This is a genomic window from Citrobacter sp. RHB21-C05 (genome assembly GCF_013889015.1).
GTDB lineage: Bacteria > Pseudomonadota > Gammaproteobacteria > Enterobacterales > Enterobacteriaceae > Citrobacter_A > Citrobacter_A sedlakii.
The window spans coordinates 1,867,862-1,889,443 of the sequence record NZ_CP057611.1; the positions used below are offsets into that span (position 1 = coordinate 1,867,862).

Sequence of the window (21,582 nt, forward strand, 5' to 3'; positions counted from 1 at the left end):
CGAAACACGCGTACAGTCTGTAGCGGACTTATCGTCAGGCGGAATTTCCAGTATAATAGCCGCCTTTTTTCATCCAGTTGTGACATACAGTTAAAGCTGCGACAAAACAGCCTGCGGCTTATTAAGGGATATCTCATGCGTACAGAATATTGCGGACAGCTCCGTCAGTCCCACGTGGGGCAGCAGGTGACTCTGTGTGGTTGGGTCAACCGTCGTCGTGATCTTGGCAGCCTGATCTTTATCGATATGCGCGATCGTGAAGGCATCGTGCAGGTCTTTTTCGACCCGGATCGTGCGGACGCATTAAAGCTGGCCTCTGAACTGCGTAATGAGTTCTGCATTCAGGTGACGGGCACCGTGCGTGCGCGTGACGAGAAAAACATCAACAGCGAGATGGCCACCGGCGAGATTGAAGTGCTGGCCTCCGATCTGACTATCATCAACCGCGCAGAATCGCTGCCGCTTGATTCAAACCACGTCAACACAGAAGAAGCGCGTCTGAAGTACCGTTATCTGGATCTGCGCCGTCCGGAAATGGCGCAGCGTCTGAAGACCCGCGCGAAAATCACCAGTCTGGTGCGCCGCTTTATGGACGATCACGGCTTCCTCGATATTGAGACGCCGATGCTGACCAAAGCCACGCCGGAAGGCGCGCGCGACTACCTGGTCCCGTCCCGCGTGCATAAAGGCAAATTCTACGCGCTGCCGCAGTCGCCGCAGTTGTTTAAGCAGTTGCTGATGATGTCCGGCTTTGACCGCTATTACCAGATCGTGAAATGCTTCCGCGACGAAGACCTGCGCGCTGACCGTCAGCCGGAATTTACCCAGATCGATGTGGAAACCTCCTTCATGACCGCCGAACAGGTGCGTGAAGTGATGGAAGCATTGGTACGTAGCCTGTGGCTGGACGTGAAAGGCGTGGATCTGGGCGATTTCCCCATTATGACCTTTGCGGAAGCCGAGCGCCGCTACGGTTCCGACAAGCCGGATCTGCGCAACCCGATGGAGCTGGTGGACGTTGCCGATCTGCTGAAGTCCGTCGAATTCGCGGTATTCTCCGGCCCGGCGAACGATCCGAAAGGGCGCGTAGCCGCGCTGCGCGTACCCGGCGGCGCGGCGCTGAGCCGTAAGCAGATCGACGACTACGGTAACTTCATCAAGATCTATGGCGCAAAAGGTCTGGCCTACATTAAGGTCAATGAGCGCGCGAAGGGACTTGAAGGCATCAACAGCCCGGTCGCGAAATTCCTCAACGCGGAAATTGTTGACGCGATCCTCGAGCGCACCGCCGCTCAGGATGGCGATATGATCTTCTTCGGCGCGGACAACAAGAAAGTGGTGGCCGATGCGCTGGGCGCGCTGCGTCTGAAGCTGGGTAAAGATCTGAATCTCACCGACGAAAGCAAGTGGGCGCCGCTGTGGGTGATCGACTTCCCGATGTTTGAAGACGACGGTGAAGGCGGTCTGACCGCAATGCACCACCCGTTCACCTCGCCGAAAGACATGTCCGCCGCTGAGCTAAAAGCCGCGCCGGAAAATGCGGTCGCCAATGCCTACGACATGGTCATTAACGGTTACGAAGTGGGCGGCGGTTCCGTACGTATTCATAACGGTGAAATGCAGCAGACCGTGTTTGGCATTCTGGGGATTAACGAACAGGAACAGCGTGAGAAGTTCGGCTTCCTGCTGGATGCGCTGAAATACGGCACGCCGCCACATGCGGGTCTGGCATTTGGTCTGGATCGTTTGACCATGCTGCTGACCGGTACCGATAATATTCGTGACGTTATTGCCTTCCCGAAAACGACCGCCGCAGCCTGTCTGATGACCGAAGCGCCGAGCTTCGCGAACCCGGCAGCGCTGGCTGAGCTGGGTATCGACGTGGTCAAAAAGGCTGAGAAAAACTGATATGGCATACAAACAGCCTGTCTCGGTGTTAGTCGTAATCTATGCAAAAGACACCGGGAAAGTGCTGATGTTGCAGCGACGCGACGACCCGGATTTCTGGCAGTCGGTAACCGGAAGCCTTGAAGACGGTGAAACCGCGTCGCAAGCCGCCGTGCGTGAAGTAAAGGAAGAGGTCGCCATTGACGTTGCCGCTGAGCAACTGACCTTAATCGACTGTCAGCGCACGGTGGAGTTTGAGATTTTTTCACATTTACGTCATCGCTATGCGCCGGGCGTGGCGCGCAATACAGAATCCTGGTTCTGCCTTGCGTTGCCGCATGAGCGGCAGATTGTGTTCACCGAACACCTGACCTACCAGTGGCTTGATGCGCCCGCGGCGGCGGCGCTCACCAAGTCGTGGAGCAACCGGCAGGCGATTGAAGAATTTGTAATTAACATCGCCTGAAAAGGCATGCTTTTTGAGGAAATATTTATGGCAGGTCATAGTAAATGGGCCAACACCAGACATCGTAAAGCGGCGCAGGATGCTAAGCGCGGTAAAATCTTCACCAAAATCATTCGTGAACTGGTGACGGCTGCCAAACTGGGCGGTGGCGATCCGGACGCTAACCCACGTCTGCGCGCAGCGGTTGATAAAGCGCTGTCCAATAACATGACCCGTGACACCCTGAACCGCGCGATTGCCCGCGGTGTGGGCGGTGATGATGATGCCAACATGGAAACCATCATCTATGAAGGTTACGGTCCTGGCGGTACGGCAATCATGGTGGAATGCCTGTCTGACAACCGTAATCGTACTGTTGCGGAAGTGCGTCATGCGTTCAGCAAATGCGGCGGTAACCTGGGTACCGACGGTTCCGTGGCCTATCTGTTCAGCAAAAAAGGCGTGATCTCCTTTGAGCAGGGCGATGAAGACACCATTATGGAAGCGGCGCTGGAAGCGGGTGCGGAAGATGTGGTGACCTTCGACGACGGCGCGATTGACGTCTACACCGCGTGGGAAGATATGGGTAAAGTGCGTGACGCGCTGGAAGCCGTTGGTCTGAAAGCAGACAGCGCGGAAGTGTCTATGATCCCGTCAACCAAAGCGGACATGGATGCGGAAACCGCGCCAAAACTGCTGCGTCTGATCGACATGCTTGAAGATTGTGACGACGTGCAGGAAGTTTACCACAACGGTGAAATCTCTGATGAGGTTGCAGCTACCTTAGAATGATGTGGCTTAATCCCGTTACCACCGGAGGCGCGTGATGTCCATCATACTGGGTATTGACCCGGGCTCTCGCGTGACCGGCTATGGCGTAATTCGCCAGGTCGGCAGACAGCTGACCTATCTCGGTAGCGGCTGCATCCGTACGAAAGTGGACGACCTTCCGTCGCGCCTGAAGCTGATATACGCGGGCGTGACGGAAATCATCACCCAGTTTCAGCCAGACTACTTCGCTATTGAGCAGGTGTTTATGGCGAAGAATGCGGATTCCGCGCTCAAGCTGGGGCAGGCGCGCGGCGTGGCGATTGTCGCAGCGGTCAACCAGGCGCTGCCGGTATTTGAGTATGCGGCGCGCCAGGTGAAGCAGACCGTGGTGGGCATCGGTAGCGCTGAGAAAAGCCAGGTGCAGCATATGGTGCGCACCTTGCTGAAACTCCCGGCCAATCCACAGGCCGATGCGGCGGATGCGCTGGCAATTGCCATCACTCACTGCCACGTCAGTCAGAATGCGATGCAAATGAGCGAGTCGCGTCTCAATCTTGCGCGAGGTCGCTTGCGATAATGACAAATGAGGCTGGATATCTATCCAGCCTTTTTTTATGATACAGCTTTATTTTTCGGCCCCAACGCAGGAGCGTAATGTGATAGGCAGACTCAGAGGCATTATTCTGGAAAAACAACCCCCGCTGGTGTTGCTTGAAGTGGGCGGCGTCGGTTACGAAGTGCATATGCCGATGACCTGTTTTTATGAGCTCCCGGAATCCGGAAAAGAAGCGACGGTCTTTACCCATTTTGTGGTGCGCGAAGACGCGCAACTGCTGTACGGTTTCAACAACAAGCAAGAGCGTACTCTGTTCAAAGAGTTGATTAAAACCAACGGCGTGGGGCCAAAACTGGCGCTGGCAATTCTCTCCGGGATGTCCGCACAGCAGTTCGTTAACGCCGTCGAGCGTGAAGATCCCGCCGCGCTGGTGAAGCTGCCCGGCATTGGCAAAAAAACCGCCGAACGCCTGATCGTCGAAATGAAGGACCGTTTCAAAGGTCTGCACGGCGATCTGTTTACCCCTGCGGCCGATCTGGTGCTGACCTCTCCGGCCAGCCCGGCGGTGGAAGACGCCGAGCAGGAAGCGGTTGCGGCGCTGGTGGCGCTGGGCTATAAACCTCAGGAAGCCAGCCGTATGGTGAGTAAAGTCGCTCGCCCGGACGCCAGCAGTGAAACACTGATCCGCGAAGCCCTGCGCGCCGCGTTATGAGGTAAAGGATGATAGAAGCAGATCGCCTGATTTCGGCAGGCGCCACCATTGCAGAAGAGGTGGCCGATCGTGCCATTCGCCCGAAATTACTGGATGAATATATCGGTCAACCGCAGGTGCGTTCGCAAATGGAGATATTTATCCAGGCGGCGAAACTGCGCGGCGACGCGCTTGACCATCTGCTGATTTTTGGACCGCCGGGGCTTGGCAAAACCACGCTTGCGAATATCGTGGCAAATGAAATGGGCGTGAACCTGCGTACCACATCAGGCCCGGTGTTGGAGAAAGCCGGTGACCTGGCGGCGATGCTCACCAACCTGGAACCGCATGACGTACTGTTTATCGATGAGATCCATCGACTGTCGCCGGTGGTGGAAGAGGTGCTGTACCCGGCGATGGAAGACTATCAGCTGGACATTATGATCGGTGAAGGACCTGCAGCGCGCTCTATCAAAATCGATTTACCGCCGTTTACGCTGATTGGCGCGACGACCCGCGCCGGATCGTTGACTTCGCCGCTGCGCGACCGCTTTGGTATCGTCCAGCGCCTTGAGTTTTATCAGGTGCCCGATCTTCAGCATATTGTGGGCCGCAGCGCTCGCTTTATGGGGCTTGAGATGAGCGATGACGGGGCGCTGGAAGTCGCGCGACGCGCGCGCGGTACGCCGCGTATTGCCAACCGCTTGCTCAGACGCGTCCGTGATTTCGCCGAAGTGAAGCATGATGGCACGATTTCAGCGGATATTGCCGCCCAGGCGCTGGACATGCTGAATGTCGATGCGGAAGGGTTTGATTATATGGACCGCAAGCTGTTGCTGGCGGTGATTGATAAGTTCTTTGGCGGTCCGGTCGGTCTCGATAACCTGGCGGCGGCAATCGGTGAAGAGCGCGAAACCATTGAAGATGTGCTGGAGCCGTATTTAATTCAGCAGGGCTTTTTGCAACGTACGCCACGCGGAAGAATGGCGACGGTGCGGGCCTGGAACCATTTTGGAATCACCCCGCCGGAAATGCCTTAAATCTGCTGAGTGACGCCTGATGGCGTCACCCTTATCAGGTCTGGAACGGCGAAATAAAGCCTGTGCTTTTGTGCGGTGTTTTTCCTGAAGATGGCGGGAGCTTACTGCGCCCGTTGTCGACCCCCGGTCGGGGGTTCTCATCCCCCCGGAGTGTGCAATATGCGAAAAAAAAGCCCGTACTTTCGTACGCGCTCTTTCTCAAATATGGCGGTGAGGGGGGATTGACTCGCTTCGCTCGCCCTGCGGGCAGCCCGTTCGCTGCGCGTCCGGTCTGTCCAACGGGCTGCGCCCGTTGTCGACCCCGGTCGGGGGTTCTCATCCCCCCGGAATGTGCAATATGCGAAAAAAAAGCCCATACTTTCGTACGGGCTCTTTCTCAAATATGGCGGTGAGGGGGGGATTCGAACCCCCGATACGTTGCCGTATACACACTTTCCAGGCGTGCTCCTTCAGCCACTCGGACACCTCACCAAATTGTCGCTCCGCGTTACCGGAACGGGCGCTAATTTAGGGAAATACCGCGCCTGCGTCAATCAACTTTTCGCAAAAACCGTGCGTTTACACAAACTTCCACCAACATGCAGCTTAATTGAGCGGAAACTGCTTTTTTTGCCAGCGTCCGGGAATTTGCTATGCTGAACGTCCTTTTGAAAACGATGATAATAAGTGCGCCCGATGCCGCACAACAACCCGCAGGAGTCAGTATGGATATCATTTTTTATCACCCTACGTTTGATACCCCCTGGTGGATCACCGCACTGGAAAACGCTATCCCAAACGCAAAAGTGAGGGCATGGAAACCGGGCGATAACGATCCGGCGGACTACGCCCTGGTCTGGCATCCGCCTGTCGAAATGCTTGAAGGTCGCAGACTGAAGGCGGTATTTGCACTCGGTGCGGGAGTGGACTCGATACTCAGCAAACTCAAAGCCCATCCCAACATGCTTGACCCGGCAATCCCGCTATTTCGCCTGGAAGATACCGGAATGGGCCTGCAAATGCAGGAATATGCGGTCAGTCAGGTGCTGCACTGGTTCCGACGTTTTGACGATTACCAGGCGCTAAAAAATCAGCGCCAGTGGCAACCGCTACCGGAATACAGCCGCGAGGAATTTACCGTCGGCATCATGGGGGCGGGCGTGCTGGGGGCGAAAGTCGCCGAAAGCCTGCAGGTCTGGGGATTTCCGCTACGCTGCTGGAGCCGCAGCCGCAAATCCTGGCCAGGCGTGGAGAGCTTTGCCGGAACAGAAGAGCTCGGCGCGTTTCTCAGCCAGACGCGCGTGTTAATCAACCTGTTGCCCAATACCGCAGAAACGGTCGGCATTATTAATGGCGAACTGCTGGATCAATTGCAGGACGGCGCTTATGTACTTAACCTCGCGCGGGGCGTGCATGTCAATGAAGACGATTTGTTAGACGCGCTGAACCGCGAAAAATTGAAAGGCGCCATGCTCGATGTGTTCAGTCGTGAACCGCTACCTGCCGATAGCCCGCTATGGGCGCATCCCCGGGTGGCAATGACGCCGCATGTGGCTGCAGTGACACGTCCGGCGGAAGCCGTCGCGTATATCTCGCGCACTATTCAGCACCTCGAAAATGGCGAAGCGGTCAGCGGACAGGTCGATCGCACGCGAGGTTATTAACGCCAGCCCGGCTTGCGCCGGGTTAACGCTAATAAACGTGGGCGATTCCTGCTATCCTTGTCGAAAAATGACTACAGGAGAGAGACATGTATCCCGTTGACCTGCATATGCATACCGTTGCCAGCACCCATGCCTACAGTACCCTCAGTGATTATATCGCGCAGGCGAAACGCCAGGGGCTGAAGCTGTTTGCGATCACCGATCATGGCCCGGATATGGCGGATGCGCCGCACCACTGGCATTTTATCAACATGCGTATCTGGCCGCGGCTGGTGGATGGGGTAGGGATCCTGCGAGGCATTGAAGCGAATATCAAGAATGTCGACGGTGAAATTGACTGCACCGGCCCCATGCTCACTTCACTGGATCTGATCATCGCCGGGTTTCATGAGCCGGTTTTTGCGCCACATGATGAAGCCACGCATACCCAGGCAATGATCAACACCATGGCCAGCGGCGTGGTGCATATCATTAGTCACCCGGGTAACCCGAAATATCCGGTCGATATCACCGCCATCGCCGAAGCCGCGGCAAAGTATCAGGTGGCGCTGGAAATTAACAACTCCTCCTTCCTGCACTCCCGGAAGGGCAGCGAAGCCAACTGTCGCGCCGTGGCTGCTGCGGTACGCGATGCCGGAGGTTGGGTTGCGCTGGGGTCCGATTCCCATACCGCTTTTACCATGGGCGACTTCGGTGAGTGCCGTAAGATCCTGGATGATGTGGGCTTCCCTGAAGAGCGCATTTTAAACGTGACGCCGAGACGGTTGCTGAATTTCCTTGAGACCCGCGGAATGGCGCCCATTCCAGAGTTTGCAGACCTTTAATCACCACTGACTGGACGATTTTGATGAACGAGTTTTCTATCCTGTGCCGCGTGCTGGGATCGTTGTATTACCGCCAACCCCAGGATCCGTTGCTGGTTCCGCTTTTTACCCTTATTCGCGAGGGCAAGCTGTCGTCTAACTGGCCGCTTGAGCAGGACGAACTGTTAAGCCGTTTGCAGAAGAGTTGCGACATGTCGCAGCTGGCGGCGGATTATAACGCGCTGTTTGTCGGCTCGGAGTGTTCGGTGCCGCCATACCGTAGCGCATGGGTGGAAGGGGCAACGGAAGCGGAAGTGCGCGCATTTTTGTCTGCGCGCGGGATGCCGCTTGCCGATACGCCCGCCGATCATATTGGAACTCTGCTGCTGGCGGCCTCATGGCTGGAAGATCAATCAGCGGAAGATGAAAGCGAAGCGCTGGAAACCTTGTTCGCTGATTACATCCTGCCGTGGTGCGGCACTTTTCTGGGGAAAGTGGAAGCCCATGCGGTTACCCCGTTTTGGCGGACAATGGCGCCCCTTACCCGTGACGCTATCGGTGCGATGTGGGATGAATTAGAGGAAGAGTCTGACGAGTAATGTGATCTAAATCACTTGGTTTTGTAACATATGAATCTCGTTGCATGATTTGTGTGCGCGATCTCATTCATCATGTCGTTTTCTGCTATGATGCGCGGCATGAACATACTTCTCTGTATTGCAATTACGACGGGCATCCTCTCCGGGATTTGGGGATGGGTGGCCGTTTCTCTTGGTTTACTGAGCTGGGCCGGTTTTTTGGGCTGTACAGCCTATTTTGCCTGCCCGCAGGGCGGACTGAAAGGCCTCGTTATCTCGGCCTCAACGCTGTTAAGCGGGGTGGTGTGGGCGTTGATCATTATTCACGGCAGCGCACTGACGCCGCATCTTGAGATCGTTGGCTACGTCATGACTGGCGTCGTGGCGTTTCTGATGTGCATCCAGGCGAGGCAAGTGCTGTTATCGTTTGTGCCGGGTACCTTTATTGGCGCTTGCGCCACGTTTGCCGGACAGGGCGACTGGCGACTGGTATTGCCCTCGCTGGCGGTGGGGCTGCTGTTTGGCTTCGCGATGAAAAACAGTGGATTGTGGCTGGCTTCGCGCCGCGAAAGGCAGAATGTGCAAACGGTCATCAGTAAATGAGCAGCGCCTGATGGCGCTGCGCTGTCATCCATCAGTGAAATGTTCATCATGACTCTGGCGGTACCGACATATGTCGATATTTCACCAGAATATCATTCTGCCTCTCCGCTTTATTCTGCAAATCCCAAAGCCCACGGTCGATGCCATCGTTTATCAGGAAAATGACGCCGGTCTCTATAGCTGACATCAGACACAGCATCACCGGTTCATTGGAGGTATAGCCGATTTCGCCCTCCAGCAACCGCTGATAGTCAATGAAGCGGAATACGCCCGCCTGGACTTCATAAGACAAAATCGTCTTGCTGGTATTAACAGAAGAGAGGATCTCGCCGGTGCTGACGTTAACCACCCGCAGATTCACGGCAATCTGATCCAACTGATACTGCGTATCGGCGCCAATACCAAAATAGCGCGCCCCCGCGCCGCCCGACTTCACGTTACTCTCATAGCCGATAATCGAACCTTCAACCATAATATTCGCGGCGGTTAACGACTGAAGCGGGATCCGGTTATTGATCGCGACGGTACCGTTTTCCTGTGCGGCGCGAATGATCTTGCGTTCGTTAAGCAGATTCTGCAGCCCCTGGCGCTCAAGCGGGATAAACCAGCGGGAATCCTTTAAGGCCGTTACCAGCATTGCAGTGGCGCTCTGGGGGACCGCGGTGGAAAAGTTACTGGCCGGGTAGGGTTTAAACTGACCGGTTTCATCCTGAATGTTATAGACCGAGACGTAAATTTTGCCGGTGGGCACAGGTAAATGCGTTAAGTCCTTATAGCTCTGCGCACGGGGCATTAATGTCGGCTTCGCCGCTTCTTTGGGCGGCGCGGTTAAACACCCGCTGAGCAATGTCACGGCGATCAAAATTATTAAGCGCTGCATGATGAATTCCTTACGCGGCTAATGCCTAGAAGTCGGTGGATTGCGACTGTAAACCTGACACTTCGATGGTCGAGGTTTTGCCTGTTTTTCGGTCCGTGACGTTTAGCTGCAATTGCCCATCCCGGTTGGCGATATCCACAATAAAATCGTTGGTCACCATTCTTCCGGGCTTACCGGTATTGATATTGGTAAGTAAGCCACCTAAAATTTGCGACTGAATTGCCTGCGTGAAATTATCCAGCGCGGACGGCGTTTCTATTCCGAAATCATCATCATAACTTGGGTCTTTGTATGAATTCTGCGCCTGTGCGCTGTTCAGTAAAAAAGAACCGTTATTAGGGTTTCCACCAAAATTGGGATTACGGAATTGAAATGTCATATTTCCGGCCCAACTTAAGGGTGAAATAAGCATGAGTGCAACTACTGCATGTTTGACAGACATGACAGCCTCCGGACAAGAAAGTTATTTAGAATTCATCGTGTGTTAAATCGCTGGTGCTCAATAGCGTTTTATCTATTTGCCGACGGTTTAACGCTTCTTCCGTTTGCGCAAGGGCAAAGACCACCGTTTTTTCAAAATCTCTTTTCGTTGGAAATAAAAAAGTCTGAAAAATAACGTCCTGATTAACCGTTATGGTGATCCAGCTTCCCCAGCGCGCGCTGGGACGCTCGTTAATGGTTAAATTGCCTGTATACTCGCTTTCCCATTTTTCGCTGAATGCGCGATAAAAATCGTGCCCGACAGACGAAACGGTATGGTCCGTGATCAGGCCGGGCACTTCCACTTCAACAGCCTGTAGGTTCGCGTTAGCAAGCAAAAGTTGTGCGATAATCAGCCAGCTTATTGCGCGTTTCATGGGCTAGCGCCTGAGGTTATCGTTTGCCCACGACACCGCCTGAGTCCGGTTTTTAACAGCTATCTTTTTGAAAAGATTATAAAGATGCGTTTTCACCGTGTTTTCACTGATGAACAATGAGCGGGCGATTTCGATATTAGAAGCGCCAATTCGCAGCTTGTTGAGGATCTCTTTTTCACGATGCGTTAGCAGCGTTGACTCGGTACCGTTATAGCGGTAATGACCGGAATGGGTAATGAGGTAACTGGCCAGTTTCTGCGAAAAATAGCATTCGCCCCGAAGAATACATTGCAGACCGTGCACCACGCGTTCTTGATCGTCGGAGATGTAAAACACACCGTTAATATGCGGCCAGCTTTCGATATCCCGGAAAGGATATTCGTCAGGCGTGTTTAATAAGAGCGTTTTTATCGCGTTGTTTTTCCTGCTTAAATTATCCTGCCAATAGTGAATAAGCTTCTTATCCGCTTCCATCATATCCACTAACACAATACCGTTAGACGAAATATCTTCCAGAGAACGCTGTATATTATGCAGTTTCCCGTTTATCGCCAGCGACTGCTTTAAATGTTGCAATAAAGCTGTTGCCTGCAGGGACGGTTTGGTTATTAACAATAATGTAGGACTATGAATACTATGGACTTCATTAAACATGATGAAACCCCACTTTTATTAGTCGCACATCTGACAGCTGCCTGATAAAAATTGAAGGCACCAGAAGTACTGACAGATGTTGCACTGCTGTGTGTAGAAAAAGAGTAGAATCAGCCCGAATGGGACAAAATAGTAATACCAATGAATGACTGCTGGATTTCAATCTAGCTATTACAAATCTTAAAGCAAGTGTTAAACGTGTAACAGGATGTAAAATTATATATTAATTTATGATCTACTGCTGAATTATACGTTCAGAATTGAGAGGAAAGTTGTACAGGGGAAAATAATTGCACACATTTAAAAAATCATACAAATTAGCTTAATCCGTTGTTTTTTAGTGATATGAACTCGGATATGACGGATTGTTTCTTTCTGCGTCAATTCCAATTTGACGATCGCGCTTGCCGATTAACGTAAACCACAGAAAAACGGCGGGCCTGTAACGACTTGTTCAGCTTTTTCTGTGCCTAACGGTTTACAACGCCAGTAATGGGATCACCAGAGCGATGAATGCCAGCACCATTCAGGGTGCCGAAATGAAGCAAAAAATAATCTACGAAGCAAAACACCCGACGCAATGCGAATTCATACTTTGGTGTGAGCGAGGATAACAAAATACAACTGGTGGGTGAGTTATTTAAAATGTTTCCCCGGACATACTCTTCATCGTAACGCGGCGTTAACAAATTAGGTTTGGCGTTAACAATAATCCCTGCGGGTATTATTGAATTGATATAACGCCAGGTCCAGGGTGATAACATGAAGAAGACAGTCTTATTTGCGATATTAACAATGCTGGGCGCGCCTGGGATTGCCACCGCGACCAGTTATGACTTAGCTGGTTCGGAATATAACTTTGCGGTGAATGAATTAAGCAAATCTTCATTTAATCAGGCTGCCATAATTGGTCAGGTCGGTACGGAGAACAATGCAAAGATACGCCAGCAGGGATCTAAACTTTTATCGGTTATTTCGCAAGAAGGCGGAAATAACCGCGCAAAGGTGGAACAGTCCGGAGCGTATAACATTGCTTATATCGATCAGACGGGACAGGGCAATGATGCCAGTATTTCGCAAAATCAATACGGCAATAGCGCGATGATTATCCAGAAAGGCTCGGGTAATAAAGCGAATATTACGCAATACGGTACGCAGAAATCAGCAGTTGTTGTGCAGAGACAGTCGCATATGGCTATTCGCGTGACTCAACGCTAATACCTGAGCGACAATTAAATCAATCCGATGGGGGTTTACCATGAAACTTGTACAAGTGGCAGCATTTGCAGCAATCGTCGTTTCTGGCAGTGCGCTGGCGGGTTCCGTTCCACAATGGGGTGGCGGCGGTAATCACGGCGGCGGCAACGGTAACAGCTCTGGCCCGGAATCGACCCTGAGCATATATCAGTCCGGGGTGAATAACGCTGCGCTTGCTCTGCAAAGCGATGCGCGTAAATCGGATACCACCATTCATCAAAATGGCGTTGCTAACGGCGCCGACGTCGGCCAGGGGGCTGACAACAGCACCATCGATCTGACCCAGAGTGGATTCCGTAACAACGCGACCATCGATCAGTGGAACGCCAAAAACTCGGATATTACTGTCAGCCAGTATGGTGGGCAGAACGCTGCGCTGGTGAACCAGACGGCGTCTGATTCCAGCGTGCTGGTGTCACAGGCTGGCTTTGGCAACAACGCGACGGCCAACCAATACTGATTCAGCCAGTCGCTGAACAATAAACAGGGCGTAAGCCCTGTTTTTTTTGCGAGGTCTCTATGCAAACGGTTCTTCTTCTGGCCGCCTTGTCCAGCCAGATCACCTTTTCCACCCATCAACAGGGCGAGATGTACACCATTATTCCGCAGGTCACATTGACGCAACCCTGTCTCTGCCAGATACAAATTCTGACCCTTCGGGAAGGCCTCGCCGGGCGAAGCCAGTCAACGCAAAAAAAGACGCTTTCTTTACCAGCTAATCAAGCCATTGATTTGACGAAACTGAGCTTAACTATTTCACCACAGGACACCGTTAAAATAGTTGTTACTGTTTCTGACGGACAGTCACTGCATTTATCACAACAATGGCCGCCCTCTGCGACATCGTCATAAATTGCTGATTATTTGTACATTTTTGAGTGGCGGAGGTGAATTTGCTGGACTATGAATAGAGTAACGCAGATGGCGTTACTCCCGTACCCGGCAATCGCAGCAGTAAGGGAAAACATAACCCTCAAGGATGAATGATCATTGAGGAAATCACAATGCAGCTTTCTGTCACTGTACTAAAAACCGTTTTAACTCTTAGTCTCTTTTCTCTCTTTTCCGCCGTCGCGATCGCTGATGCAGACCACCAGGGGGGCGTCATACGTTTTACCGGTCAGATTGTCGAGCCGCCATGCGAGGTGGATCGCGTTCAACACCGCTTTGCGCTGTCCTGCAATCGCGGAGGGCAAATCCACACTCAGTACTATTCACCACAGGAATTGATCAACGCCCCTCACCATTTTAAACAGATCGCGTCTGTCAACATGCAGTACATTGATAAAAACAAAACGCTCGCGGTGATGAACATCAATTACCGTTAACAATGACAACGGAATCTCTGCACGAAAAAGGCGATTTCACTGGGTGGCCTGCTGTACACTTGAAAAAGAACGTTCTGCAAGGAGAACCTATGGAATCGCGTATTCATGTTATTCACGGCGATATCACCACCGTCGCTGTTGATGTGATCGTTAACGCCGCTAACGCGTCGCTGATGGGCGGCGGCGGGGTTGATGGGGCCATTCACCGTGCAGCCGGTCCGGAACTGCTGGAGGCCTGCATGAAGGTCCGGCAACAGCAGGGCGATTGTCCAACCGGACACGCGGTCATTACCGCTGCAGGACGTCTACCGGCGAAGGCGGTGATACATACGGTCGGCCCGGTCTGGCGCGGCGGTGAGCATAATGAAGCGCAACTGCTGCATGACGCTTACTTCAACAGTCTGAATCTGGCGCTGGCGAATGGGTATCAGTCGATTGCCTTTCCGGCCATCAGCACTGGCGTCTATGGCTATCCGCGGGCGGCGGCGGCAGAAATTGCGGTGAACACAGTTTCAGACTTCATCACCCGTCGCGCTTCACCGGAGCAGATATACTTTGTCTGTTATGACGAAGAAACTACCCGACTTTACCAGCGTTTACTCACCCAACAAGGCGACGAATGAGTTGACCCGGCTCGCGCATGCCATTATCCCTGTATGTGAGCGTCATCCGGGGAAGTGCGGCATCCTGGCGCTGGACGACAGCCTTGATGCGTTTGCGGCCCGTTATCGGCTGGCCGAAATGGCGGAGCGCACGCTCGATATCCAGTATTACATCTGGGAAAATGATATGTCAGGGCGACTCCTGTTCGCAGTCCTGCTGGCGGCGGCGAGACGCGGGGTTCACGTCCGCCTGCTGCTGGACGATAACAACACGCCTGGCCTTGACGATACGCTGCAACTGCTTGACGGCCATCCGAATATTGAAGTCCGCCTGTTTAATCCTTTCTCCTTTCGCATGCTGCGGGCGCTGGGCTATCTGACCGATTTCGCCAGACTTAACCGCCGGATGCATAATAAAAGCTTCACCGTGGATGGCGTTGTGACGCTGGTCGGCGGGCGTAACGTTGGCGATGCCTATTTTGGTGCCGGGCAGGAACCGCTGTTTTCCGATCTCGACGTAATGGCTATTGGCCCGGTGGTGCAGGATGTTGCCGATGATTTCGAGCGCTACTGGCGCTGCGGATCGGTTTCGACGCTCAAGTCTGTGCTTTCGCTTTCCGAGCAAGAGATCACTGAACGGATAGAGCTTCCGGAATCCTGGTATAACGATGAGATCACGCGCCGTTATCTGCATAAGCTGGAAACCAGCCAGTTTATGTCGCAGCTTGAACACGCCTCGCTCCCGCTGATTTGGGCGAAAACCCGGCTGCTTAGCGATGATCCGGCAAAAGGAGAGGGAAAAGCGCAGCGTCACTCGCTGTTGCCGCAGCGATTATTCGACGTGATGGGATCGCCCGAGGAGCGGATTGACATTATATCCGCCTATTTTGTGCCGACCCGGGCGGGTGTCGCCCAACTGCTGCAACTGGTGAGAAAAGGCGTCAGGATAGCGATTCTGACGAACTCGCTGGCGGCCAATGATGTTGCCGTGGTCCATGCCGGTTACGCCCGCTGGCGGAAAAAACTGTTGCGCTATGGCGTCGAATTGTACGAACTCAAGCCTACGCGGGAGCACGAAACGGTGGTGCACGATCGGGGGTTGACCGGTAATTCCGGCTCCAGCCTGCACGCTAAAACCTTCAGTATTGACGGGCGCAACGTGTTCATCGGCTCTCTCAATTTTGACCCGCGCTCGACGCTGCTGAATACCGAGATGGGGTTTGTTATCGAAAGCGAGTCGCTGGCGACCCTGATTCATAAACGCTTTACTGAAAGCCAGCGCAACGCCGCCTGGCAGTTGCGCCTCGATCGCTGGGGGCGCATTAACTGGGTCGACCACCAGAACGACCGGGAAGTCGTGCTAAAAAAAGAACCCGCAACCGGGTTCTGGAAGCGGGTTCTGGTGCGACTGGCGACCATTTTGCCTGTCGAATGGCTGCTGTAACCGGGCGGGTTTTAATTCGCCACGCTGGCGTTTTTACTCTGTTTTACCGCAGGCTTACCCGAAAAAAGGAACTTCAGCAGCGGTATGCGTAAATGAATTTCGTAGAGCGCCAGCGCAATACCTATCACAAATACCAGACCGCAAAGGAACCCGAGCAGATTGGAGGTGATATGCGGGGTAATATACGCGCCAAAGAACAGGGTCAACGGATGATGCACCAGATAGATAAACAACGAAGCATTAACAAAGTAAGTCACACGGGCGGATTGAAAATTGAGTAAGCGATGCCCTAATGAAAACACCACGTTAACCATCCACAGTCCCATCACCATGGTGATCACGTACTCCGTTTCGTACATCCAGGCGTCGCCGCTGCCGTAGCGCTGGTTCAACAGATAGGCCGCGAAGGCGAAGGCTGCGCCCAGCGTGCAGCCCCGAGACGGCCTGGTGAACAGCGCTTTGAGTTCCGGCGAAATAAACGTCAGCGCGCCGAGGAGAAAGAAAGGCACATAAAATAGCGTTTGCATGACGACGAAATTGAACATGCCATCACTGAGAATCGACGGATAAACACTAAAAATCGTTCGTCTGATTGCCGCATAACCGACTCCGGTGAATAAAAAGATCAGCGTCAGTTTTGACATCGAAAGGGTGGTGAGGCGATTTTTATTCGCCGCTGTCCATTTATTGCGCAGCAGGCTAAATAGCCACAGGCTTACGGTTGTTAATATTATCAGAACCAGTAAAAACCACAGGTGGGAAATTAACTCCCAGGCCAGCGTATTATATTTGTCATACAAAGAGAGCGAGTGCCAATTTTCCGCTTTCCCTTTCACATATTGCAACATAATAAATTGCGGCAGCGTCAGCAACGGAATAGCGGTCAGCATGGGAATGCCGACCCGCTCAACGCGCACTTTCCACCAGCGTTTAAGCGGATAACGCAAAAATAACATGTATGAAAAATACCCTGAAATAACGAAAAAAACCTGCATACGGAATGCATGGATAAAATCGTTAAACACGGTGAGCCACCATGACGAGTCGGCGCTGTTCACGTGCCAGGTGTGGCTGGAATAGATTAACGAGATATGGAAAGGGATACCCAACAACATCAGCCAGGCGCGGATGGAGTCAAGAAAATATTCACGCTGCGCGGGTACGGAATTCATAGAGGTTTCGTATTCTCAGATTCTCAGACTAATCGCCTTATCCCTAAGACGAATAATAGTTACATTCGGGGGCAACCCTACACGAAGGACAGCAGCCTGTCTCCAGGATAAGCACGCAAAGTGAAAAAGGCTCAGACGGATGCTTAAAGCATGAGCCAGCGTGCTGAACAATACAGGGATTCAGTTGTCCTAATGCCTGATTATCCATTAAAATAGATCGGATCGATATAAGCACACAAAGGGGGAAGTGCTTACTTATTATGAAACATAAACCACAAATGATGAAAATGCGTTGGTTGGGTGCAGCCGTCATGTTCGCGTTGTCCACCACGTCTGGTTGGGCTTTCACCATCGATGACGTCGCAAAACAAGCGCAATCCTTAGCCGGTAAAGGCTATGAGGCGCCAAAAAGCAACTTGCCCTCCGTTTTCCGCGATATGAAATACGCGGACTATCAGCAGATCCAGTTTAATCGCGATAAAGCCTACTGGAGCAATATCAAGACCCCATTCAAGCTCGAGTTCTACCACCAGGGTATGTACTTCGACACCCCAGTCAAAATCAACGAAGTGACCGCGACGACGGTTAAAAGAATCAAATACAGCCCGGATTACTTCAATTTTGGCAACGTACAGCATGACAAAGACACGGTAAAGGATCTCGGATTCGCCGGTTTTAAAGTGCTGTACCCGATCAACAGCAAAGACAAAAACGATGAAATCGTCAGCATGCTTGGCGCGAGCTATTTCCGCGTACTGGGCGCCGGACAGGTTTATGGCCTGTCTGCCCGTGGGCTGGCGATTGATACCGCGCTGCCTTCAGGCGAAGAATTTCCCCGTTTCCGTGAGTTCTGGATCGAACGTCCAAAACCGACGGACAAACGCCTGACCATTTACGCGCTGCTGGACTCCCCGCGTGCGACCGGCGCCTATCGTTTTGTCATCATTCCTGGGCGCGACACCGTGGTCGACGTCCAGTCAAAAGTATATCTGCGCGACAAAGTCGGCAAACTGGGCGTTGCGCCGTTAACCAGTATGTTCCTGTTTGGGCCGAACCAGCCGTCGCCGACCACCAACTACCGCCCGGAACTGCATGATTCTAACGGATTGTCGATCCACGCGGGTAACGGCGAATGGATCTGGCGTCCGCTGAACAACCCTAAACATCTGGCGGTGAGCAGCTTCGCGATGGAGAACCCGCAGGGCTTTGGCCTGCTGCAGCGCGGTCGCCAGTTCTCCCGTTTTGAAGATCTCGACGACCGCTACGATCTGCGTCCGAGCGCCTGGATTACGCCGAAAGGCGAATGGGGCAAAGGGAAAATTGAGCTGGTTGAAATTCCGACCAACGATGAAACCAACGATAACATCGTGGCGTACTGGACTCCGGATCAACTGCCTGAAGCGGGCAAAGAGATGAACTTCAAATACACCCTGACGTTCAGCCGCGATGAAGACAAACTTCATGCGCCGGATAACGCGTGGGTGCAGCAGACGCGCCGTTCTACCGGCGACGTCAAACAGTCGAATCTCATTCGCCAGCCTGACGGCACCATCGCGTTTATCGTGGATTTTGCCGGCACCGACATGAAAAAGCTGCCGCAGGATACCCCGGTTACCGCGCAAACCAGCATCGGCGACAACGGCGAGATCGTAGAAAATACCGTGCGTTATAACCCGGTCACCAAGGGGTGGCGTCTGACGCTGCGCGTAAAAGTGAAAGACGCGAAGAAAACCACGGAAATGCGTGCGGCGTTGGTCAACGCCGACCAGACGCTGAGTGAAACCTGGAGCTACCAGTTACCTGCCAATGAATAAGACAACTGAGTACATTGATGCAATGCCGCTCTCGGACATCGAGAAAGCGGCGCTGCCGAACACTGACATCCGCGCAGTGCATGAAGCGCTGGATGCCGAGCATCGCCGTTACTCGCGAGAAGACGATTCACCGCAGGGGTCTGTGAAAGCGCGCCTGGAGCAGGCCTGGCCGAATTCGCTGCCGGAAGGGCAACTGATCAAAGACGATGAAGGACGCGATCAGCTCCAGGCCATGCCGAAAGCCAAACGTTCGTCTATGTTTCCCGACCCGTGGCGCACTAACCCGGTTGGACGCTTCTGGGATCGTCTGCGTGGCCGTGACGTCACGCCGCGCTACCTTTCTCGTCTGACCAACGAGGAGCAGGAAAGCGAGCAGAAATGGCGTACCGTCGGTACGATTCGTCGCTACATTTTGCTACTGCTGACCCTGGCGCAGACCGTCGTCGCCACCTGGTATATGAAGACCATTCTTCCTTATCAGGGCTGGGCGCTGATCAATCCGATGGATATGGTCGGGCAGGACCTGTGGGTTTCCTTTATGCAGCTGCTGCCGTATGTGCTGCAAACCGGGATCCTGATCCTGTTCGCGGTGCTGTTCTGTTGGGTATCTGCGGGTTTCTGGACCGCGCTGATGGGGTTCCTGCAACTGTTAATTGGCCGCGATAAGTACAGTATTTCCGCGTCCACAGTTGGCGATGAGCCGCTGAACCCTGAACACCGTACCGCGCTGATTATGCCGATCTGTAACGAAGACGTGGACCGCGTCTTTGCCGGTCTGCGGGCGACGTGGGAGTCGGTAAAGGCGACCGGCAACGCGGCGCATTTCGATGTTTACATTCTGAGCGACAGCTACAACCCCGATATCTGCGTGGCAGAGCAAAAGGCGTGGATGGAGCTGATTGCCGAAGTGCAGGGCGAAGGGCAGATCTTCTATCGTCGCCGTCGTCGTCGTGTGAAGCGTAAAAGCGGTAACATTGACGACTTCTGCCGTCGCTGGGGAAGCCAGTACAGCTATATGGTGGTGCTGGATGCTGACTCGGTCATGACCGGGGAGTGTCTCAGCGGGCTGGTGCGTCTGATGGAAGCGAACCCGAATGCCGGGATCATCCAGTCATCGCCGAAAGCCTCCGGAATGGATACCCTGTACGCCCGCTGCCAGCAGTTTGCGACGCGCGTCTACGGACCGCTGTTTACCGCCGGTCTGCACTTCTGGCAACTGGGGGAATCGCACTACTGGGGCCACAATGCCATTATTCGCGTGAAGCCGTTTATCGAGCATTGCGCGCTGGCGCCGTTGCCGGGCGAAGGGTCGTTTGCGGGCTCCATTCTGTCTCACGACTTCGTGGAAGCGGCGCTAATGCGTCGTGCAGGCTGGGGCGTGTGGATCGCCTACGATTTACCCGGTTCGTATGAAGAGCTGCCGCCGAACCTGCTTGACGAACTGAAACGTGACCGCCGCTGGTGTCACGGCAACCTGATGAACTTCCGTCTGTTCCTGGTAAAAGGGATGCACCCGGTGCATCGCGCCGTGTTCCTGACCGGGGTGATGTCGTATCTGTCGGCGCCGCTGTGGTTTATGTTCCTGGCGCTGTCAACGGCCCTTCAGGTGGTGCACGCGTTGACGGAACCGCAATACTTCCTGCAACCGCGTCAGCTGTTCCCGGTGTGGCCGCAGTGGCGTCCGGAACTGGCGATTGCGCTGTTTGCCTCCACGATGGTGCTGCTGTTCTTACCGAAGCTGCTGAGTATTCTGCTTATCTGGTGTAAAGGCACCAAAGAATACGGCGGGTTTATTCGGGTCACGCTGTCGCTGCTGCTTGAGGTGCTGTTTTCGGTGCTGCTGGCGCCGGTGCGTATGCTGTTCCATACCGTGTTTGTGGTCAGCGCCTTCCTGGGATGGGAAGTGGTCTGGAACTCGCCGCAGCGTGATGATGACTCTACCCCGTGGGGCGAGGCGTTTATGCGCCACGGTTCGCAACTGCTGCTCGGTCTGGTCTGGGCGGTGGGCATGGCGTGGCTGGATCTGCGCTTCCTGTTCTGGCTGGCGCCGATTGTGTTCTCGCTGATCCTGTCGCCGTTCGTGTCGGTGATATCCAGCCGTTCGACGGTCGGTCTGCGCACCAAACGCTGGAAGCTGTTCCTGATCCCCGAAGAGTATTCACCGCCGCAGGTGCTGGTCGATACCGATAAGTACCTGGTGATGAACCGTAACCGTTCGCTGGATGATGGCTTTATGCATGCGGTGTTTAACCCGTCGTTTAACGCCCTCGCCACCGCTATGGCGACCGCGCGTCACCGCGCCAGCCAGGTGCTGGAGATCGCCCGTGACCGCCACGTTGAGCAGGCGCTGAACGAAACGCCGGAAAAACTCAACCGTGACCGCCGTCTGGTGCTGTTGAGCGATCCGGTGACGATGGCGCGCCTGCATTATCGGGTGTGGAATTCACCTGAGCGATATTCCTCTTGGGTAAATTATTATCAGGGGATTACGCTTAACCCGCAGGCGCTACGTAAACCGTAATGCGCTGTTGCCGGATGCTGCTTCGCGTATCCGGCA

23 protein-coding genes and 1 tRNA gene are annotated in these 21,582 nt (G+C 53.7%); 18 read left to right on the top strand and 6 right to left on the bottom strand.

Annotated elements, in window-relative coordinates; genetic code table 11:
* Positions 1-135 precede the first annotated feature (135 nt).
* From aspS to ruvB, 6 genes are all read left to right on the top strand, one after another.
* Entirely contained in the window at positions 136-1,908 is a 1,773-nt protein-coding gene (gene aspS / locus HVX72_RS08975) for an aspartate--tRNA ligase (RefSeq protein WP_181823027.1), read from the top strand.
* Position 1,909: 1 nt separating this feature from the next.
* A complete protein-coding gene (gene nudB / locus HVX72_RS08980) occupies positions 1,910-2,353 on the top strand; it encodes a dihydroneopterin triphosphate diphosphatase (protein ID WP_042283858.1) in 444 nt (147 codons plus the stop codon).
* 27 nt (positions 2,354-2,380) lie between these two features.
* Entirely contained in the window at positions 2,381-3,124 is a 744-nt protein-coding gene (locus HVX72_RS08985; protein WP_181823028.1) for a YebC/PmpR family DNA-binding transcriptional regulator, read from the top strand.
* A 34-nt stretch (positions 3,125-3,158) separates the two neighbouring features.
* On the top strand, positions 3,159-3,680 hold the full coding sequence (gene ruvC / locus HVX72_RS08990; protein WP_042283852.1) for a crossover junction endodeoxyribonuclease RuvC: 522 nt from the start codon (positions 3,159-3,161) through the stop codon (positions 3,678-3,680).
* 79 nt (positions 3,681-3,759) lie between these two features.
* Entirely contained in the window at positions 3,760-4,371 is a 612-nt protein-coding gene (gene ruvA / locus HVX72_RS08995; protein ID WP_042284736.1) for a Holliday junction branch migration protein RuvA, read from the top strand.
* A gap of 8 nt (positions 4,372-4,379) precedes the next feature.
* Entirely contained in the window at positions 4,380-5,390 is a 1,011-nt protein-coding gene (ruvB, locus tag HVX72_RS09000) for a Holliday junction branch migration DNA helicase RuvB (protein WP_042283850.1), read from the top strand.
* A 383-nt stretch (positions 5,391-5,773) separates the two neighbouring features.
* Here ruvB and HVX72_RS09005 read toward each other — a convergent pair.
* A tRNA-Ser gene (locus HVX72_RS09005) sits at positions 5,774-5,861 on the bottom strand.
* 233 nt (positions 5,862-6,094) lie between these two features.
* Between HVX72_RS09005 and ghrA the strand changes: the two genes are divergently transcribed.
* From ghrA to HVX72_RS09025, 4 genes are all read left to right on the top strand, one after another.
* Positions 6,095-7,033, top strand: coding sequence for a glyoxylate/hydroxypyruvate reductase GhrA (ghrA, locus tag HVX72_RS09010; RefSeq protein WP_042283841.1), 939 nt, complete (start codon positions 6,095-6,097; stop codon positions 7,031-7,033).
* An 86-nt stretch (positions 7,034-7,119) separates the two neighbouring features.
* Positions 7,120-7,857: a phosphatase gene (locus HVX72_RS09015; protein ID WP_181823029.1), complete on the top strand. Its 738-nt coding sequence runs from the start codon at positions 7,120-7,122 to the stop codon at positions 7,855-7,857.
* Positions 7,858-7,880: 23 nt separating this feature from the next.
* The gene (locus HVX72_RS09020; RefSeq protein ID WP_181823030.1) at positions 7,881-8,435 is read left to right on the top strand and encodes a molecular chaperone; all 555 of its coding nucleotides are present in this window, start codon (positions 7,881-7,883) and stop codon (positions 8,433-8,435) included.
* A gap of 99 nt (positions 8,436-8,534) precedes the next feature.
* Complete coding sequence (locus HVX72_RS09025; RefSeq protein WP_181823031.1) at positions 8,535-9,017, top strand: DUF1097 domain-containing protein; 483 nt, start codon at positions 8,535-8,537, stop codon at positions 9,015-9,017.
* A gap of 46 nt (positions 9,018-9,063) precedes the next feature.
* Here the strand turns inward: HVX72_RS09025 and csgG are convergent, their stop codons facing one another.
* Genes csgG through csgD form a run of 4 tightly spaced genes read right to left on the bottom strand, consistent with a single transcriptional unit; the run spans position 9,064 to position 11,408 of the window.
* A complete protein-coding gene (gene csgG, locus HVX72_RS09030; RefSeq protein WP_181823032.1) occupies positions 9,064-9,897 on the bottom strand; it encodes a curli production assembly/transport protein CsgG in 834 nt (277 codons plus the stop codon).
* Between the two features lie 25 nt (positions 9,898-9,922).
* Positions 9,923-10,339 carry a curli production assembly/transport protein CsgF gene (gene csgF / locus HVX72_RS09035; protein ID WP_060571367.1) on the bottom strand — a complete coding sequence of 139 codons (417 nt, stop codon included), beginning with the start codon at positions 10,337-10,339 and terminating at the stop codon, positions 9,923-9,925.
* Positions 10,340-10,364: 25 nt separating this feature from the next.
* On the bottom strand, positions 10,365-10,754 hold the full coding sequence (gene csgE, locus HVX72_RS09040; RefSeq protein ID WP_181823033.1) for a curli production assembly/transport protein CsgE: 390 nt from the start codon (positions 10,752-10,754) through the stop codon (positions 10,365-10,367).
* A 3-nt stretch (positions 10,755-10,757) separates the two neighbouring features.
* Positions 10,758-11,408 (bottom strand): biofilm master transcriptional regulator CsgD, encoded by a 651-nt coding sequence (csgD, locus tag HVX72_RS09045; RefSeq protein WP_181823034.1) that lies wholly within the window; start codon positions 11,406-11,408, stop codon positions 10,758-10,760.
* A 762-nt stretch (positions 11,409-12,170) separates the two neighbouring features.
* On the opposite strand from csgD, the gene csgB reads away from it, so the two are divergent.
* The 6 genes from csgB to HVX72_RS09075 all read left to right on the top strand — a co-directional run bounded on the left by csgB (position 12,171) and on the right by HVX72_RS09075 (position 16,039).
* Complete coding sequence (gene csgB, locus HVX72_RS09050; protein ID WP_042283819.1) at positions 12,171-12,626, top strand: curli minor subunit CsgB; 456 nt, start codon at positions 12,171-12,173, stop codon at positions 12,624-12,626.
* A 40-nt stretch (positions 12,627-12,666) separates the two neighbouring features.
* Complete coding sequence (gene csgA, locus HVX72_RS09055) at positions 12,667-13,125, top strand: curli major subunit CsgA (protein ID WP_042283817.1); 459 nt, start codon at positions 12,667-12,669, stop codon at positions 13,123-13,125.
* Between the two features lie 59 nt (positions 13,126-13,184).
* Complete coding sequence (gene csgC / locus HVX72_RS09060) at positions 13,185-13,517, top strand: curli assembly chaperone CsgC (protein WP_042283815.1); 333 nt, start codon at positions 13,185-13,187, stop codon at positions 13,515-13,517.
* A gap of 152 nt (positions 13,518-13,669) precedes the next feature.
* Positions 13,670-13,993, top strand: coding sequence for a type 1 fimbrial protein (locus tag HVX72_RS09065; RefSeq protein WP_042284734.1), 324 nt, complete (start codon positions 13,670-13,672; stop codon positions 13,991-13,993).
* Positions 13,994-14,082: 89 nt separating this feature from the next.
* The gene (ymdB, locus tag HVX72_RS09070) at positions 14,083-14,616 is read left to right on the top strand and encodes an O-acetyl-ADP-ribose deacetylase (RefSeq protein WP_060571364.1); all 534 of its coding nucleotides are present in this window, start codon (positions 14,083-14,085) and stop codon (positions 14,614-14,616) included.
* The gene (locus HVX72_RS09075) at positions 14,558-16,039 is read left to right on the top strand and encodes a phospholipase D family protein (protein WP_082636899.1); all 1,482 of its coding nucleotides are present in this window, start codon (positions 14,558-14,560) and stop codon (positions 16,037-16,039) included. Before ymdB ends, HVX72_RS09075 begins: the two co-directional genes overlap by 59 nt.
* Before the next feature lie 11 nt (positions 16,040-16,050).
* On the opposite strand, the gene mdoC is transcribed toward HVX72_RS09075, so the two are convergent.
* Positions 16,051-17,211 carry a glucans biosynthesis protein MdoC gene (gene mdoC, locus HVX72_RS09080; RefSeq protein WP_181823035.1) on the bottom strand — a complete coding sequence of 387 codons (1,161 nt, stop codon included), beginning with the start codon at positions 17,209-17,211 and terminating at the stop codon, positions 16,051-16,053.
* Between the two features lie 278 nt (positions 17,212-17,489).
* On the opposite strand from mdoC, the gene mdoG reads away from it, so the two are divergent.
* Both mdoG and mdoH read left to right on the top strand, forming a co-directional pair.
* On the top strand, positions 17,490-19,025 hold the full coding sequence (mdoG, locus tag HVX72_RS09085; RefSeq protein WP_082636903.1) for a glucans biosynthesis protein MdoG: 1,536 nt from the start codon (positions 17,490-17,492) through the stop codon (positions 19,023-19,025).
* A complete protein-coding gene (gene mdoH / locus HVX72_RS09090; RefSeq protein ID WP_181826347.1) occupies positions 19,018-21,546 on the top strand; it encodes a glucans biosynthesis glucosyltransferase MdoH in 2,529 nt (842 codons plus the stop codon). Before mdoG ends, mdoH begins: the two co-directional genes overlap by 8 nt.
* Positions 21,547-21,582 lie beyond the last annotated feature (36 nt).

Excerpts from the sequence above, each read along its gene's own strand:
- aspS (WP_181823027.1), top strand. The coding sequence starts at position 136 with ATGCGTACAGAATATTGCGGACAGCTCCGTCAGTCCCACGTGGGGCAG.
- nudB (WP_042283858.1), top strand. The coding sequence starts at position 1,910 with ATGGCATACAAACAGCCTGTCTCGGTGTTAGTCGTAATCTATGCAAAA.
- HVX72_RS08985 (WP_181823028.1), top strand. The coding sequence starts at position 2,381 with ATGGCAGGTCATAGTAAATGGGCCAACACCAGACATCGTAAAGCGGCG.
- ruvC (WP_042283852.1), top strand. The coding sequence starts at position 3,159 with ATGTCCATCATACTGGGTATTGACCCGGGCTCTCGCGTGACCGGCTAT.
- ruvB (WP_042283850.1), top strand. The coding sequence starts at position 4,380 with ATGATAGAAGCAGATCGCCTGATTTCGGCAGGCGCCACCATTGCAGAA.
- ghrA (WP_042283841.1), top strand. The coding sequence starts at position 6,095 with ATGGATATCATTTTTTATCACCCTACGTTTGATACCCCCTGGTGGATC.
- HVX72_RS09015 (WP_181823029.1), top strand. The coding sequence starts at position 7,120 with ATGTATCCCGTTGACCTGCATATGCATACCGTTGCCAGCACCCATGCC.
- HVX72_RS09020 (WP_181823030.1), top strand. The coding sequence starts at position 7,881 with ATGAACGAGTTTTCTATCCTGTGCCGCGTGCTGGGATCGTTGTATTAC.
- HVX72_RS09025 (WP_181823031.1), top strand. The coding sequence starts at position 8,535 with ATGAACATACTTCTCTGTATTGCAATTACGACGGGCATCCTCTCCGGG.
- csgG (WP_181823032.1), bottom strand. The coding sequence starts at position 9,897 with ATGCAGCGCTTAATAATTTTGATCGCCGTGACATTGCTCAGCGGGTGT.
- csgF (WP_060571367.1), bottom strand. The coding sequence starts at position 10,339 with ATGTCTGTCAAACATGCAGTAGTTGCACTCATGCTTATTTCACCCTTA.
- csgE (WP_181823033.1), bottom strand. The coding sequence starts at position 10,754 with ATGAAACGCGCAATAAGCTGGCTGATTATCGCACAACTTTTGCTTGCT.
- csgD (WP_181823034.1), bottom strand. The coding sequence starts at position 11,408 with ATGTTTAATGAAGTCCATAGTATTCATAGTCCTACATTATTGTTAATA.
- csgB (WP_042283819.1), top strand. The coding sequence starts at position 12,171 with ATGAAGAAGACAGTCTTATTTGCGATATTAACAATGCTGGGCGCGCCT.
- csgA (WP_042283817.1), top strand. The coding sequence starts at position 12,667 with ATGAAACTTGTACAAGTGGCAGCATTTGCAGCAATCGTCGTTTCTGGC.
- csgC (WP_042283815.1), top strand. The coding sequence starts at position 13,185 with ATGCAAACGGTTCTTCTTCTGGCCGCCTTGTCCAGCCAGATCACCTTT.
- HVX72_RS09065 (WP_042284734.1), top strand. The coding sequence starts at position 13,670 with ATGCAGCTTTCTGTCACTGTACTAAAAACCGTTTTAACTCTTAGTCTC.
- ymdB (WP_060571364.1), top strand. The coding sequence starts at position 14,083 with ATGGAATCGCGTATTCATGTTATTCACGGCGATATCACCACCGTCGCT.
- HVX72_RS09075 (WP_082636899.1), top strand. The coding sequence starts at position 14,558 with ATGACGAAGAAACTACCCGACTTTACCAGCGTTTACTCACCCAACAAG.
- mdoC (WP_181823035.1), bottom strand. The coding sequence starts at position 17,211 with ATGAATTCCGTACCCGCGCAGCGTGAATATTTTCTTGACTCCATCCGC.
- mdoG (WP_082636903.1), top strand. The coding sequence starts at position 17,490 with ATGATGAAAATGCGTTGGTTGGGTGCAGCCGTCATGTTCGCGTTGTCC.
- mdoH (WP_181826347.1), top strand. The coding sequence starts at position 19,018 with ATGAATAAGACAACTGAGTACATTGATGCAATGCCGCTCTCGGACATC.